Source organism: Streptomyces ferrugineus, from assembly GCF_015160855.1.
Lineage (GTDB): Bacteria > Actinomycetota > Actinomycetes > Streptomycetales > Streptomycetaceae > Streptomyces > Streptomyces ferrugineus.
Genome location: NZ_CP063373.1, coordinates 1926043 through 1940259 on the forward strand (window position 1 = coordinate 1926043; position 14217 = coordinate 1940259).

At 69.8% G+C, this 14217-nt stretch carries 18 protein-coding genes and 1 pseudogene; 10 read left to right on the forward strand and 9 right to left on the reverse strand.

Annotated elements, in window-relative coordinates:
* Position 1 precedes the first annotated feature (1 nt).
* The gene (locus IM697_RS08765; protein ID WP_194046269.1) at positions 2-976 is read left to right on the forward strand and encodes an SCO2521 family protein; all 975 of its coding nucleotides are present in this window, start codon (positions 2-4) and stop codon (positions 974-976) included.
* A gap of 40 nt (positions 977-1016) precedes the next feature.
* Positions 1017-1925: a DUF6879 family protein gene (locus IM697_RS08770; protein WP_194046270.1), complete on the forward strand. Its 909-nt coding sequence runs from the start codon at positions 1017-1019 to the stop codon at positions 1923-1925.
* A 107-nt stretch (positions 1926-2032) separates the two neighbouring features.
* Here the strand turns inward: IM697_RS08770 and IM697_RS45825 are convergent.
* From IM697_RS45825 to IM697_RS08785, 3 genes and pseudogenes are all read right to left on the reverse strand, one after another.
* A pseudogene (locus tag IM697_RS45825) lies at positions 2033-2233 on the reverse strand (hypothetical protein); the annotation flags it as partial.
* 43 nt (positions 2234-2276) lie between these two features.
* Positions 2277-2477: a DUF397 domain-containing protein gene (locus tag IM697_RS08780; RefSeq protein WP_194046272.1), complete on the reverse strand. Its 201-nt coding sequence runs from the start codon at positions 2475-2477 to the stop codon at positions 2277-2279.
* Positions 2459-3292, reverse strand: coding sequence for a helix-turn-helix domain-containing protein (locus IM697_RS08785; protein ID WP_194046274.1), 834 nt, complete (start codon positions 3290-3292; stop codon positions 2459-2461). The genes IM697_RS08780 and IM697_RS08785 overlap by 19 nt, the downstream gene beginning before the upstream one ends.
* 72 nt (positions 3293-3364) lie before the next feature.
* On the opposite strand from IM697_RS08785, the gene IM697_RS08790 reads away from it, so the two are divergent.
* The 5 genes from IM697_RS08790 to IM697_RS08810 are packed head-to-tail and all read left to right on the forward strand — an operon-like array spanning position 3365 to position 6105.
* Positions 3365-3613 (forward strand): hypothetical protein, encoded by a 249-nt coding sequence (locus tag IM697_RS08790; RefSeq protein WP_407699615.1) that lies wholly within the window; start codon positions 3365-3367, stop codon positions 3611-3613.
* Positions 3610-3825, forward strand: coding sequence for a hypothetical protein (locus tag IM697_RS08795; RefSeq protein ID WP_194046276.1), 216 nt, complete (start codon positions 3610-3612; stop codon positions 3823-3825). The genes IM697_RS08790 and IM697_RS08795 overlap by 4 nt, the downstream gene beginning before the upstream one ends.
* Before the next feature lie 30 nt (positions 3826-3855).
* Positions 3856-4476 (forward strand): DUF1266 domain-containing protein, encoded by a 621-nt coding sequence (locus IM697_RS08800; protein WP_194046278.1) that lies wholly within the window; start codon positions 3856-3858, stop codon positions 4474-4476.
* A gap of 26 nt (positions 4477-4502) precedes the next feature.
* A complete protein-coding gene (gene recO / locus IM697_RS08805) occupies positions 4503-5249 on the forward strand; it encodes a DNA repair protein RecO (protein WP_194046280.1) in 747 nt (248 codons plus the stop codon).
* 16 nt (positions 5250-5265) lie between these two features.
* Positions 5266-6105 (forward strand): isoprenyl transferase, encoded by an 840-nt coding sequence (locus tag IM697_RS08810; RefSeq protein ID WP_194046282.1) that lies wholly within the window; start codon positions 5266-5268, stop codon positions 6103-6105.
* Positions 6106-6187: 82 nt separating this feature from the next.
* On the opposite strand, the gene IM697_RS08815 is transcribed toward IM697_RS08810, so the two are convergent.
* The 5 genes from IM697_RS08815 to IM697_RS08835 form a co-directional block, all read right to left on the reverse strand.
* Complete coding sequence (locus IM697_RS08815; RefSeq protein ID WP_194046284.1) at positions 6188-6571, reverse strand: hypothetical protein; 384 nt, start codon at positions 6569-6571, stop codon at positions 6188-6190.
* Positions 6572-6715: 144 nt separating this feature from the next.
* Positions 6716-7132 carry a Fur family transcriptional regulator gene (locus IM697_RS08820; protein ID WP_194046286.1) on the reverse strand — a complete coding sequence of 139 codons (417 nt, stop codon included), beginning with the start codon at positions 7130-7132 and terminating at the stop codon, positions 6716-6718.
* A gap of 61 nt (positions 7133-7193) precedes the next feature.
* Positions 7194-8096, reverse strand: a complete 903-nt coding sequence (locus IM697_RS08825) for a metal ABC transporter permease (protein WP_194046288.1) — start codon at positions 8094-8096, stop codon at positions 7194-7196.
* Positions 8096-8863 (reverse strand): metal ABC transporter ATP-binding protein, encoded by a 768-nt coding sequence (locus IM697_RS08830; protein WP_194046290.1) that lies wholly within the window; start codon positions 8861-8863, stop codon positions 8096-8098. The genes IM697_RS08825 and IM697_RS08830 overlap by 1 nt, the downstream gene beginning before the upstream one ends.
* A 20-nt stretch (positions 8864-8883) precedes the next feature.
* Entirely contained in the window at positions 8884-9870 is a 987-nt protein-coding gene (locus IM697_RS08835; RefSeq protein ID WP_194046292.1) for a metal ABC transporter solute-binding protein, Zn/Mn family, read from the reverse strand.
* Positions 9871-10033: 163 nt separating this feature from the next.
* On the opposite strand from IM697_RS08835, the gene IM697_RS08840 reads away from it, so the two are divergent.
* On the forward strand, positions 10034-11416 hold the full coding sequence (locus IM697_RS08840) for a glycine--tRNA ligase (RefSeq protein WP_194046294.1): 1383 nt from the start codon (positions 10034-10036) through the stop codon (positions 11414-11416).
* 83 nt (positions 11417-11499) lie between these two features.
* Entirely contained in the window at positions 11500-12111 is a 612-nt protein-coding gene (locus IM697_RS08845) for a LysE family translocator (RefSeq protein WP_194046295.1), read from the forward strand.
* On the opposite strand, the gene IM697_RS08850 is transcribed toward IM697_RS08845, so the two are convergent.
* The gene (locus IM697_RS08850) at positions 12098-13165 is read right to left on the reverse strand and encodes a methyltransferase domain-containing protein (RefSeq protein ID WP_194046296.1); all 1068 of its coding nucleotides are present in this window, start codon (positions 13163-13165) and stop codon (positions 12098-12100) included. The genes IM697_RS08845 and IM697_RS08850 overlap by 14 nt on opposite strands.
* Positions 13166-13354: 189 nt before the next feature.
* Here IM697_RS08850 and IM697_RS08855 point away from each other — a divergent pair, with 189 nt between their 5' ends.
* Positions 13355-14017 (forward strand): maltokinase N-terminal cap-like domain-containing protein, encoded by a 663-nt coding sequence (locus IM697_RS08855; RefSeq protein WP_194046297.1) that lies wholly within the window; start codon positions 13355-13357, stop codon positions 14015-14017.
* The last annotated feature ends 200 nt before the right edge of the window (positions 14018-14217 follow it).

Sequence of the window (14217 nt, forward strand, 5' to 3'; positions counted from 1 at the left end):
GATGACGGCGGCCCACGGACAACCGGCGCGTTCGGTCCTCGCCTGCGGCGAGGTGCGCACCTGTCTGCTGCCGTCCTTCCAGGCGCTGGACGCCCGGGCCGCCGCCCAGGTGCTCAGGCTGCGGGCCGACGAACCCGTCCGGGTCTCCGAACGGCCCTCCCTGCACGCCCTGTCCCCCGAGATCCTGACCGGAGTGGACTGCCGGCTGCCCGCCGCCAACGGCTCCAGGGTCAGGGCCGTCGGTACGGTGGTGGCGCGCGCGGCGCTGACCGAGGGCCGGCTGCTGCAGTCGACGGCGTACTTCAGCCTCCCCGCAGCCGGCCCCGACACGCGCCGCCCCTGGGGCCAGTACCTCGTGCGCCCCGGCCTGGTGGAGCCCTTCGGCAAGCTGCCCCAACAGGCCACGGCGGAGGGCGTGCTGCGCGGGGCGCGGCGCGGTGAGCTCGACCTCGGGATGATCGCCGAGGGCCTGCTGGCCGGGCTCCGGCGCCATGCGCTGCTGGATCGCCGGGTGCCCTTCAAGTCCAGCCCCACCAGGCTGCGCTGGGTGGCTCGGCGCACCTTTGACGGCGAGCGGGCGGCGCTGGTGAACTTCACGCTGGCCGAGGGCGGCCTGCGCACCATGGAGCTACGGCTGCCCGAGCACATCCCGGCCGCCGCGGCGGCGGGCCTGTGCGAGGATCTCGCCCTGCACGACTGGCTTTTGACGACCGTTCAGCACATGCTTGACAACAGCAGGCTCGGTGCGGCGGACGGGCCTTCCGTGGTCGAGGCGCTGCATCCGGTCGTCGTACATCTGCTGCATCTGTGGATGCCACGCGCGCACGTGGACCCCGCGCTGGGGCACCTGTGGGACGTGCTGGAAGACAAACCCGGCTTCTCCCGCCAGTGGGAGAACCTGAGCCGGCGCATCAGAGACCGACTCGCCCTCCAGGCCGTGGCGACGCCGCACCAGGCGCTCAGCGACGCGCGTTGAGGGGCGGCAACCGAATTCCATACCCGACGGGGGACACGACATGAGCGGAGCGTCATTAGGAGCGGGGAACCACGGGGCGGCCGTACCGCAGGTTCAGAACTCGCGCAGTGCGAAGGTCTTCCTCAGAGTGCTGGTGGCGGGCCTGGCCGGCGCGGCGACCTTCGTCCTCAGCGGTCTGCTGAACCAGGAGGACGACAACCTGTGGGAGTGGACGATGTCCATCGTCCTCGGCTGTGCGGTGCTGATCGTGCAGTACCTCGTGGCCTTCGGGGAACGGTTCGAGAAGGTCGACCGGCGCTTCAACGAGATCCTCGCCGCGACCACGCTGTTCAGCCAGGTCGACGGCTCCGTGCTGCGCTCCGACGAGGTGACCCGGCTGGTCCTCGGCTACACCAAGGTCCGTGAGTCGGGCGGCGACATCGCACAGGCCTTCGCCGAGAAGGAACTGGGCCGCCTCGCCAAGATGATGGAAGGGCTCGGCAGCGGCAGCGCGGACTGCCCCGGCGAGAACCACGAGTGGCTGATCGACATCACCGACTGCGTCAAGATGACCCTCGACGCCACCAGCACCTCGGTGGACCGGGAGTTCTGGACCAGCGGGCCCGCCGAGCGGTACCTCGCCGCGCAGGAGAAGGCGATCAAGCGGCGGGGCGTGGAGATCCGGCGGCTGTTCGTCGTACGGGACGCGAACGAGGTCACGCCGGAACTGGAAGCACTGTGCGAGAGCCATCGCCGGCGGGGCATCGAGGCGCGGATCGCGGTGCGGTCACCCGAGTCCAACCCCAAGGTGAACGACTTCATCATCTTCGACGGCGAGCTGTGCTACGAGACCCAGCCGGACCTCGAGTCCAACCCCGACGGGACCCTGCTGAGGGCCGAGCCGGAGCATGTCGAGGACCGCGTCACCCAGTTCACGGAACTGTGGGCGGAGACTTCAGAGACGGCGTGAGGGGGGTATCGACGCCGGGCCGTAGCGGGCGGCCGGGGCGCCTCACCGGCGGCGGCCGGCCGGCCCAGTTCGCGCAGGTTGGTGCCGAGTCCGGCGAGGGCGGCGGCGTGGCCGTGCCGGTCGCCGATGTCCGCGCACAGCCGCTCGGCCTGCCGGAAGTAGTCCTGGGCCTCGGCGTACCGGTCCTGTTCGAAGCGCAACTGCCCCAGTCCGATGAGCAACAGTGTCTCGCCGGAGCGGTCCTCGGCGCGGCGGGCGGCGGCGAGGGCCGCGTCGTGGCTGCGCCACCAGGCGCCCGCGCCGTCCACGAGGGCGTCGGCGGGCCCCAGTAACCGGTACTCCAGTCCCGCGCTAGCGGTCGATGAGGGTGCCAATGAACTCCGTCCAGGCGGGGGCGGGGATGAGGAGTACGGGGCTGTCCGAGGCGAGTTTGGAGTCTCGGACGGGGATGATGCCGGGGACTTCGTCGGCTACCTCGACGCAGTTGCCTCCGTTGCCGTCGCTGTACGTGCTCTTGCGCCAGCTCGCGTTGTTCAGGTCGTACTCGCGCATCGTCTGAAGTCCTCCGCCGCCGACTCGATCAGGGCCAGGGACGCCTCCGGCGACAGCGCGGCGGCCCTGAGCAGATCGTATGCCGCGTACGCGCGCTTCACCACAGCCGGATCGTCCAGCAGATTCCCCGAATACACGGCTTCTGTATAGGCCGTTGGCGGAGCGTCATCGAACTCCATGAGTCGCAGGTCCCCGGTCATGAGGGCGTACGCCCCAGCCGCGTACGGCAACACCTGGACCAGCACCGTTCGCTCCCGTGCCATCGCCGCCACGCGCTCCAGTTGCTCCGCCATCACCGCCGGGCCGCCCACCGGGATGCGGAGCACGTTCTCGTGCAGCACGACCCAGTACACGGGCCGTGTAGCGTCCTTGAGGATGTGCTGCCGCTCCAGTCGGCCGGATACCTTGTCGTTGATGTACTCGTCCGTCGCGAACGCGTTCATCGCCAGCGTTACCGCACGCGCGTACCCCGCCGTCTGCAACAAGCCCGGCACCAGCGCGGGCGCGAACTCGCAGATCTTCGTCGCCAGCCGCTCCAGCTCCGCCGCCTTGGCGAAGTAGTCCGCGTACCGCTTGTCGCTGATGAGCCGCTTCCAGAGCCGCTCGAAAAAACCGTCGGTTTGTAGCACCTCGTCAATCCGCTGGGCGACATCCAATTGCGGCTTTCGAATTGCCTGTTCGAACTGGCCGATATAGCCCCCGGACACGAAGACCCGCGCCCCCAGTTCCACTTGTGTGAGCCCCGCGTTCTCCCGGCGCCGCTTCAGCTCACTTCCGAAGAACTCCCAGGCCGCCATCCGTGAACCGTTGGCCATAACCAACCCCCTTACCCTGCCCCGCACTTGTAGAGCACAGACTCCTGCCGAGTGTAGACATCGCAGGTCACCATGGAGATGGAAAGCGTAAAACCCAAAATGGAGGGGAGTCAGGTGACGGCACGACACTCGGCGCGCTGCGTCGAAGAAGCGGAGGAAGCAGTGAAGGAATTGCGGGCGGCACTGGAGAAGGCAGGAATTACGCTTCCGACACTCCGGATCGATCCGGCGAGTCTTGCGCGTGAGGCTCCTTGCCCGCTCGTCGAATTGGGTCGTTGCTCCGTCGAGGCCGCGCAGCGCCTCGCGGCGGTGTTGCGATGAAGCCACCGATCGGCGCCTATGTGGTCGACACTCGTTCGGGTCGGATCGGTGTCGTGATGGGGCATGAGGGGCCGTATGTGCAGCTGAGGCCGTACGGCGGCGGCAAGGAGTGGGACGCCGAGCCGGCGACCGTACGCACGGCCACGCCCGCCGAGCGGCTGCGCGCGGCGACGGCGTACGCGAACGCACGGAGCCGGGGTGAGGTTCCTTGAGGTGAGGGCGGGCGCATAGGGTGCGGCGGCATGGCTTTGTTCAGATGGAAGAGGCGCGGCCCGAAGGCGGCCCGTCGCTACCCCGTGCCGCTCACCACGCACCAGCTGTGGATGGTGTCGCTGAGCGCGCCGGTGAGCCGGGACAAGGGCGCCTCGCGGACGACGCTGTACCCGTACGCACGGATCGACGACGACAGCGCCCGGCGCTGGTTGGCCGACCAGTGGGAGATCACCTCGCGTGAGCAGCTCGTCGACCGGCTCGACGAGCTGTCCCGCAGTGGCTACCGGGCGCGGGCGTACCGGCTCACGGGCGTCGCGCCGCTCGCCTGGGACGCCGCGCTGTACGTCGACATCGCCCGCCGGGGCTTCGGCTGCGGGCTGATCGGCGAGGGCGACGCCTGGACCGCGCTGAAGAACATCGTGCCGGCGGTGGCGCGGACGTACAGCTCGTGGCAGGAGTACGCCGACCACTATCTGCTCGGGCGGCAGGTGTGGCGGGAGGGGCTGCGGGGGTCGGAGGACTCCGAGCTCCCGGCCTCGCAGGCGGTCGCCGACGCGCATCTGCGCGCGCTGCTGGACACGGAGAATCGTTCCAGCCCGTGGAACCAGGCCCCCTGGGACACCATCAGCCACCCCGACCGCACCCGCTGACTCCCGCCGTACGCGACAATGAAGCCATGAGTCTGTTCCGCGACGACGGCATCGTGCTGCGCACCCAGAAGCTCGGGGAAGCGGACCGGATCATCACGCTGCTCACCCGGGGGCACGGCAGGGTCCGGGCCGTGGCTCGGGGTGTGCGGCGTACCAAGTCCAAGTTCGGTGCTCGGCTCGAGCCGTTCTCGCATGTCGACGTGCAGTTCTTCGCGCGGGGCAGTGAGCTGGTGGGGCGTGGGCTGCCGCTGTGCACGCAGAGCGAGACCATCGCTCCGTACGGCGGCGGGATCGTCAGCGACTACGCCCGCTACACCGCCGGGACGGCCATGCTGGAGACGGCGGAACGGTTCACGGACCACGAGGGCGAGCCGGCCGTCCAGCAGTATCTGCTGCTGGTCGGGGCCCTGCGCACGCTTTCGCGTGGCGAGCATGCGCCCCACCTCGTTCTCGACGCGTTTCTGCTGCGCTCGCTCGCCGTCAACGGCTACGCCCCGACCTTCAGCGACTGTGCGAAGTGCGGCATGCCAGGACCGAACCGCTTCTTCTCGGTCGCCTCCGGGGGCTCGGTCTGTGCCGACTGCAGGGTGCCCGGTAGCGTCGTACCGTCGCCGCAGGCCCTGGAACTGCTCGGTGCGCTGCTGACGGGAGACTGGGAGACGGCGGACGCCTGCGAGTCGCGGTACGTCCGCGAGGGCAACGGGCTGGTGTCGGCCTATCTGCACTGGCATCTGGAGCGCGGGCTGCGCTCGCTTCGGTACGTGGAAAAGTAAGGGAGACGAGAAGCACATGGCCGTGAGTGGGTTCCTGGGGCGTCGGCGCCGCGAGTACAGGGCGCCGGAGCCACACCCGTCCGGTGCCCGCGCGCCGAAACTCCCCGGCGAGCTGGTCCCCAACCATGTGGCGATCGTCATGGACGGGAACGGCCGCTGGGCGAAGGAGCGCGGGCTGCCGCGCACCGAGGGGCACAAGGTGGGCGCCGAGCGGGTGCTGGACGTCCTCCAGGGCGCGATCGAGATGGGCGTGGGCGCGATCTCGCTGTACGCCTTCTCCACCGAGAACTGGAAGCGCTCGCCCGACGAGGTGCGCTTCCTGATGAACTTCAACCGCGACTTCATCCGCAAGACCCGCGACCAGCTCGACGAGCTGGGGGTCCGGGTGCGGTGGGTCGGGCGGATGCCCAAGCTGTGGAAGTCGGTCGCCAAGGAGCTGCAGGTCGCTCAGGAGCAGACCAAGGGGAATGACCGGCTGACGCTGTATTTCTGCATGAACTACGGCGGGCGTGCCGAGATCGCGGATGCCGCGCAGGCCCTCGCCGAGGATGTGAAGGCCGGGCGGCTCGACCCGTCCAAGGTGACCGAGAAGACCTTCGCGAAGTACCTGTACTACCCGGACATGCCGGACGTGGACCTGTTCCTGCGGCCCAGTGGGGAACAGCGGACGTCCAACTACCTTCTCTGGCAGAGCGCTTACGCCGAGATGGTCTTCCAGGACGTGCTGTGGCCGGACTTCGACCGGCGTGACCTGTGGCGGGCGTGCATGGAGTTCGCCTCCCGCGACCGGCGGTTCGGGGGCGCGATCCCGAACGAGGAGCTGCTCGCCATGGAGGGCCGCTCCGAGGAGAGCTGAGCGGAGCAGAGCTGCCGACCGGACACACGGGAACGGCCCCGCCCACCGAAGTGGAGCGGGGCCGTCCGCGGTTCCGGGCGACCTAGTGGTCGTTGAGGAACGTGTAGTCCTTGCACTCGCCGTCAGGAGCACGGCAGAACTTGAAGCCGATCTTCGTGTTCTCCGGCAGGTTGTAGACGCCGCCCATGCTCGCCCTGCGGGTCTTCTTGTTGCCCTCGCCGCCGACGGTGAACGAGTAGCGCGGATTGCCGCTCGGGCTGCCGATGTACACGTTCATCGTGACACCGCGGCCGTCGGCGTCATTGTCCTTGATCGTGACGACGTCACCGTACTCGTTGAACCAGCCGACGCCGCTCCAGTCGACGCCAGGCACGTTCCCCCAGGCGTCCCCCGTGTGCATGGTGTGGTCGGCGGCCACCGCCGAGTTGGCGACGGTCAGCACGAGTGCGGCGCTTGCGGCGGTCACGCCGGCTATGCGTCCCAGTCTCAAGTTGTCTCCCCTGTTGTTCACTGTGTCCCCTGTGGTCGCAGGAGACACAGTGATTATAGGAAAAACATGATCCTGATTGAGTAAATGGGAGCTCAAATCTCGCCAACTGGCCAGATGCCGCTAGTCGTTGGCGGCCGCGCACTCCGCGCAGGTGCCGAAGATCTCCACCGTGTGCGCCACGTTCACATAGCCGTGCTCGGAGGCGATGGCGTCCGCCCACTTCTCCACGGCCGGGCCCTCGACCTCGACCGCCTTGCCGCAGACACGGCACACGAGGTGGTGGTGGTGCTCGCCGGTCGAGCAGCGGCGGTAGACCGACTCGCCGTCGGAGGTGCGCAGGACGTCGACCTCGCCGGCGTCGGCGAGGGACTGCAGGGTGCGATAGACCGTGGTGAGGCCGACCGAATCGCCCTTGTGCTTGAGCATGTCGTGGAGCTCCTGCGCGCTGCGGAACTCGTCGACCTCGTCCAGGGCCGCCGCCACAGCGGCCCGCTGCCGCGTCGCGCGGCCCTTCACGGGCGGTCCAGCGGTCGTCACCGGTTTGCCTCCTCACGTCTGCGCCTTGCCGGGCCATTGTGCCAGCCCGTGCTGAGAGCGGTCAGACGCTCACCTTCCCGTCCGGCTCCCGTCCGGCCGGAATCGCGCACTCCGCCGGGTCGCCGGAGGGCTGCGCCGCCGCCAGGGCGGCGGCCCGGCGCCGGGCCAGCGGGGTGGCCAGCGCGGTCAGCGCGATGAACGCGCCGATGGTCAGCAGCACGATCGTCGCGCCGGGCGGCACGTCCTGGTAGTACGAGGTCACGGTGCCGCCGATGGTCACCGTCACACCGATCGCGACGGCGACCGCGAACGTCGCGGCGAAGCTGCGGGTCAGCTGCTGGGCCGCCGCCACCGGCACCACCATCAGCGCGCTCACCAGCAACAGCCCGACCACGCGCATCGCGACCGTCACCGTGACCGCGGCCGTGATCGCCGTCAGCAGGTTCAGGGCGCGCACCGGCAGGCCCGTGACCCGCGCGAACTCCTCGTCCTGGCTCACCGCGAACATCTGGCGGCGCAGGCTAAGAGTGACCAGCATCACGAAGGCGGCGAGCAGACAGATCGCCGTCACGTCCTCGGGCGACACCGTCGACAGCGACCCGAACAGGTACGACGTCAGGTTCGCGTTGGAGCCGCCCGGCGCGAGGTTGATCAGCATCACGCCGCCCGCCATACCGCCGTAGAAGAGCATCGCGAGGGCGAGGTCGCCGCGCATCCTGCCGTACCAGCGGATCAGCTCCATGGCGACCGCGCCGAGGACGGAGACCAGCGTCGCCATCCACACCGGGGACCAGGACAGCAGGAAGCCCAGGCCGACGCCGGTCATCGCGACATGGCCGATTCCGTCGCCCATCAGGGCCTGGCGGCGCTGGACGAGGTAGATGCCGACGGCGGGGGCGGTGATGCCGACCAGGACGGCGGCGAGCAGCGCCCGCTGCATGAAGTCGTAGTTCAGGATGTCCATCAGCTCAGCAGCCCCGTCCGGATCGGTTCGGCGTCGTGAGCCGCGTGCGGGTGTACGTGGTCGTGGCCGGGCAGCGCGTGCTGGCCGACCGCCTTCGGGGGCGGGCCGTCGTGCAGGACGCAGCCGTCGCGCAGGACGACCGCCCGGTCGATCAAGGGCTCCAGCGGCCCGAGTTCATGCAGCACCAGCAGGACCGTCGCACCGCCTGCGACCTGCTCCCTGAGCGTGTGCGCGAGCACCTCCTGGCTGGCCAGGTCGACGCCCGCCATCGGCTCGTCCATGATCAGCAGCTCGGGCTCGGGGGCCAGCGCGCGGGCGATCAGCACGCGCTGGTGCTGGCCGCCGGACAGGGCGTTGACCGAGTCCTTCACCCGGGCCGCCATGCCGACCAGCTCCAGGGCGTGCTGTACGGCCGCGTGGTCGGCCTTGCGGAAGACGCCGAAGCGGGTGCGGGACAGTCGGCCCGAGGAGACGACCTCGCCGACCGTGGCGGGAACGCCGCCGGCGGCCGTCGTGCGCTGCGGGACGTAACCCACCCGCGCCCAGTCGCGGAACCGGGCCCGCGGGGTGCCGAACAGCTCGATCTCACCGGCGCTGAGGGGCACTTGGCCGATGACGCTGCGCACGGCCGTCGACTTGCCCGAGCCGTTGGCGCCGAGCAGCGCGACGACCTCACCGCGGCGCACGGTGAGGTCGATGCCGCGCAGGACGGGGCGCGAGCCCAGCTCGGCGCGGACGCCGCGCAGCGATATGACGGGCTCGGTCATGCCGTCCTCCACAGAGTCGATCACTTGGCTCCCAGGGCCGTCTTCAGGGACGCGAGGTTGGCCCGCATGACCGCGAAGTAGTCGTCGCCCTTGGACTTGTCGGTGATGCCCTCGAGCGGGTCGAGGACGTCCGTCTTCAGGCCCGCGTCGTCGGCGAGGGTCTTCGCGGTCTTGTCGGACACCAGTGTCTCGTAGAAGACCGTGGTGACGCCGTCGGCCTTGGCCTCCTCCTGGAGTTCCTTGATCCGGGCGGGGCTGGGCTCGCTCTCCGGGTCGAGGCCGGAGATGGCCTCCTGGGTCAGGCCGTAGCGCTCGGCGAGGTAGGTGAAGGCGGCGTGGTTGGTGAAGAAGACCTTGCTCTTGGTGTTCTTGAGCCCGTCCGCGAACTCGGTGTCGAGGTCGCCGAGCTTCTCGACCAGCGCGTCGGTGTTCTTCTTGTAGTCGGCCGCGTGGTCGGGGTCCGCCTTCTCGAAGGCCGCGCCGACACCCTTGGCGACCTCGGCGTACTTCACCGGGTCCAGCCAGATGTGGGGATCGCGGGCGTGCTCCTCCTCGGAGCCTTCGGAGCCCTCGGAGCCCTCGGAGTGCGCCTCCTCGCCCTCGTGCCCGTGGCCGTCCTCGACGGCGCCGTGGTCCTCCAGCTCGGTCAGCGTGGCGGCGTCGATCTTCGTCTTGAGGCCGGCCTGGCCGATCGCCTCGTCGACGGAGGGCTGGAGACCCTTGAGGTAGAGCGCGGCGTCGGAGTCCTCGAGCTGGGCCCGCTGCTGAGCGCTGATCTCCAGGTCGTGCGGCTCCTGGCCGGGCTGGGTGAGGCTGGTGACCTTCACATGGCCGCCGCCGATCTGCTCGGCGAGGAAGGCCATGGGGTAGAACGACGCGACGACGTCGAACTTGTCCGTGTTGCCCGCGGCGGCGCTGTCGGAGGAGCAGGCGGAGAGGGTGCCGACGCCGAGGGCGGCGGCGGCCGCGAGGGCGATCCCGGATATGTGCTGTCGTCGTACGTTCATGACAGTCATTTTCAGCCGTAGTGGAAACCATTGTCAACAAGCGTGAGCGGCCGTCCACAGAGCGCTACCGATTTGGTTGAGGGGGAGCCCCCGCCGGTACCCTGAAGCATTCCGCTGTGAAGCGCCTCGCTTCGTCGCCCGTCGTCGTAATGAAGAGAGCACCGTGGCCGCCGACAAGATCGACACCATCGTCAGCCTGAGCAAGCGCCGTGGCTTCGTATTCCCCTGCAGTGAGATCTACGGCGGCCAGCGCGCCGCCTGGGACTACGGGCCGCTGGGTGTCGAACTCAAGGAGAATCTGAAGCGCCAGTGGTGGCGCTACATGGTGACGTCGCGCGAGGACGTGGTCGGTATCGACTCGTCCGTGATCCTGGCGCCCGAGGTGTGGGTCGCCTCCGGCCATGTCGCCACCTTCACCGACCCGCTGACCGAGTGCACCTCCTGCCACAAGCGGTTCCGCGCGGACCACCTCGAGGAGGCCTACGAGGCCAAGAAGGGCCACCTCCCGGAGAACGGTCTCGCGGACGTCAACTGCCCGAACTGCGGCAACAAGGGCCAGTTCACCGAGCCCAAGCAGTTCTCGGGCCTGCTGTCCACCCACCTCGGCCCGACCCAGGACAGCGGCTCCATCGCGTATCTCCGCCCCGAGACCGCCCAGGGCATCTTCACCAACTTCGGTCAGGTGCAGACCACCTCGCGCCGCAAGCCGCCGTTCGGCATCGCCCAGATGGGCAAGTCGTTCCGCAACGAGATCACGCCGGGCAACTTCATCTTCCGCACCCGTGAGTTCGAGCAGATGGAGATGGAGTTCTTCGTCAAGCCGGGCGAGGACGAGAAGTGGCACGAGTACTGGATGGAGCAGCGCTGGAACTGGTACACGGGCCTGGGTCTCCGTGAGGAGAACATGCGCTGGTACGAGCACCCCAAGGAGAAGCTCTCCCACTACTCCAAGCGCACCGCCGACATCGAGTACCGCTTCCAGTTCGGCGGCAACGAGTGGGGCGAGCTGGAGGGTGTCGCCAACCGCACGGACTACGACCTCGGCGCGCACTCCAAGGCCTCCGGCCAGGACCTCTCCTACTTCGACCAGGAGGCCGGCGAGCGCTGGACGCCGTTCGTCATCGAGCCGGCGGCCGGTGTCGGCCGCGCGATGCTGGCGTTCCTGCTCGACGCCTACGTCGAGGACGAGGCGCCCAACGCCAAGGGCAAGATGGAGAAGCGCACGGTGCTGCGCCTCGACCACCGCCTGGCCCCGGTGAAGGTCGCGGTGCTCCCGCTCTCCCGCAACCCCGAGCTGTCCCCGAAGGCCAAGGGCCTCGCCCAGGCGCTGCGCCAGAACTGGAACATCGAGTTCGACGACGCCGGCGCCATCGGCCGCCGCTACCGCCGCCAGGACGAGATCGGTACGCCGTACTGCGTGACGGTCGACTTCGACACGCTGGACGACAACGCGGTGACGGTTCGGGAGCGGGACACCATGAAGCAGGAGCGGGTGTCTCTCGACCAGATCGAGGGGTACCTGGCCGGGCGTCTGATCGGCTGCTGACGCCGCGTTTCGCGTGGTGGCCCTCGATACAGGCATCGCATTGGCCCTGTAACGGGGACCGCCACGCCGACAGGCTGGCCCGCATGAGCATCGCGTTCCTGCTGACCACCCTCGTCGTGGTCGCCACCCCCGGCACCGGCGTCGTCTACACCCTGGCCGCAGGTCTCTCCCGCGGCCGTCGCGCGAGTGTCGTGGCCGCCTTCGGGTGCACGCTCGGGATCGTGCCGCACATGCTGGCCACGATCACCGGCGTCGCCGCGCTGCTGCACGCCAGCGCGACCGCCTTCCAGATCCTGAAGTACGCCGGTGTCGCCTACCTGCTGTACATGGCCTGGGCGACGCTCAGGGACAAGGAGGGCATCGCGGTCGACGAGCGGGCCGCGCCGCTCTCCTCAGGGCGGGTGATCATGCGCGGGGTGCTGATCAACATCCTCAACCCGAAGCTGACGGTGTTCTTCCTCGCCTTTCTCCCGCAGTTCGTGGACCCGGGCGAGGCGAACGCGCTGCCGCGCATGCTGGCGCTCAGCGGGGTGTTCATGGCGGTGACGTTCGTGGTCTTCGCGGCGTACGGGGTGCTCGCCGCGTCCGTGCGCAGCCATGTCACCTCCCGGCCCCGGGTGATGACATGGCTGCGGCGGACCTTCGCGGGATCGTTCGTGGCGCTGGGGGCGAAGCTGGCGGTCACTGCCCGGTAGCACGTCCGCGGTGGCGGCGGCGTTGCAGGTGGATCAGCAGTGGGCGGCTGCCGGACAGGCTCAGTTGCTGTACGTGGACGGGGGACAGGCCGACGGCCAGGGCGTCGGCGAGGCCGTGTGCCTCGGGGAGCAGCACGATCGCGCGGCCGTCCGCGGTGAGGACCCGGGCGAGTTCGTGCCACCAGCGCTCAGGGTGCCCGACGAGGCGGCCGCCCGCGTCGACCTGTTCGCCCCAGGGCGGGTTGCACAGCACGCGGTCGACGCTGCGGTTGTCGAGGGGGAGGGCGCCGGCGTCGCCGCGCCGGATGGTGACCGGCAGCGGGCCCGCGTTCTGGCGTGCCGCCCGGCGCGCGGCCGGGTCGAGGTCGAAGCCGAGCAGTGTGGTGCCCGGCGCCGTGTGATGGGCCTCGATCAGCAGCGTCCCCGCGCCGCAGCACGGGTCCAGCACCCGCTGTCCCGGCCGCAGTTCGGCCGCCTGGGCCATGGCGGCGGCGACCGGTGGGTGCAGGGTGCCCGGGATCGTCGCGCTCTTGTAGCCGCGCCGGTGCGCCGGGCGCCGTCCCAGGCGCAGCAGCAGGGTGGCGTGGGTGCCGTCCAGCGTCAGCCGCCAGCCGCTGTGGCCGGGCGGGGGCGGCTCGCCGTGCCGGCGTGAGTGGTACGGCACCCCGGTGCGCTCGGCCAGGACCCGGCCGACGGTGTCCTCGATGTCGTACCGGTTGTATGTCCTGCGTCCCAGGAAGGACGCCGAGATCTCGATGCCGTCGCCGAAGCCCCGGCGTTCTCGCGCCAGGTCTTCGAGATCGACCGCACGCGCCATCTCGGCCAGGGCGGGCAGGTCGGTCTTGTGCGGGCCGATGTCGGGCCGGCGGGCCGCCGACACGAAGACGTCGTCGGCGGTCCGCAGCAAGGGGGTGTCGTCGTCGGTGCGGAACGCCACCTCGCGGTGGCCGATCCGGTCGATGGTCGCGGAACCGGTCCGCAGAATCTCGGTGCCGAGTGCGGGCTCCAGCCCGCGGACGCACCGAGCCACCAAGGACACGCGCGATGAGCGCATGATGAGTCTTCTCCCACGTCGCAGCCCGGGACGGCGAACTGGTGGAGACCGTCCCGCATCGTCGGCGCCGGGTGATCCGCGTCGTGCCGACGGAGCGACTAGCGCAGGTGGAAGAAGTACGTCATCGTCATGATCATCATGGTGCGAAAAAGCGTACCAGGGGGCCGGTTCTCCGTGAGAGCCTTCGCCATGGCCATCATTCACCGCACCACACTCAAGCCGACCAAGCTGGAACTGCTCACCTCGTGGCTGCCCACCCGCCCCTGGTACGCCGGTGGCGGTGAACCCCGCCTGGAGAAGTCCGGCGGCTTCCGGCTGGACGACCCCGAGGGCGAGGTCGGGATCGAGTTCATGGTGACCACGGATGTGTCGGGCCCCGAGCCGGTCAGCTATTTCGTCCCGCTCACCTATCGCGGCGCCCCGCTCGACGGCGCGGAGCACGCCCTCGTCGGGACCGCGGAGCACGGGGTGCTGGGCCCTCGCTGGGCCTACGACGGCTGCCACGACCCGGTGCTGGTCGCCCAGTTGTGGGCCCTGGTCGAGGGGAGGGCCCGGGCCCAGGCGCAGAGCCTCACCGACACCGAGGACCGCGAGGTCACCCGCTCCTGCACCGGCCCGGGACTCACGGCGACGGAGGACAGGGCCCTCGTCGCGGACGACGCCGAGGGCACCCGGCTGACCGCCACGGACGGCACGACCCTCCGGCTGCACCGGGCCCTGCGCCCCGCCCCGCAGGCCACGGCGCTGCTCCCCGAGGGAGCCACCGGCCATATCGGCGGCGCCTGGCAACTGCCGGACGGCCCCCGCGTCCACGGGCTGTTCGCCGCCCTGTACGCCGGCGGGCGCGACTAGGCGGTACCGGGGGCAGAAGCCGGCGACGGGATCGCCGAAGAGCTCCCTGTCCGGGGCCGTTCCCGCCCAGTCCGGGGCCGGTGGGCCGGAGGATGTGGCGGCCCTCGACGCGGATGCCGGCCCTTCGGCCGTGACCTCGATGTGGGGCACCGCGATCCAGACCCCTTCGTTCAGCTCCGGCCGCATGGTGGCGCCGAGAC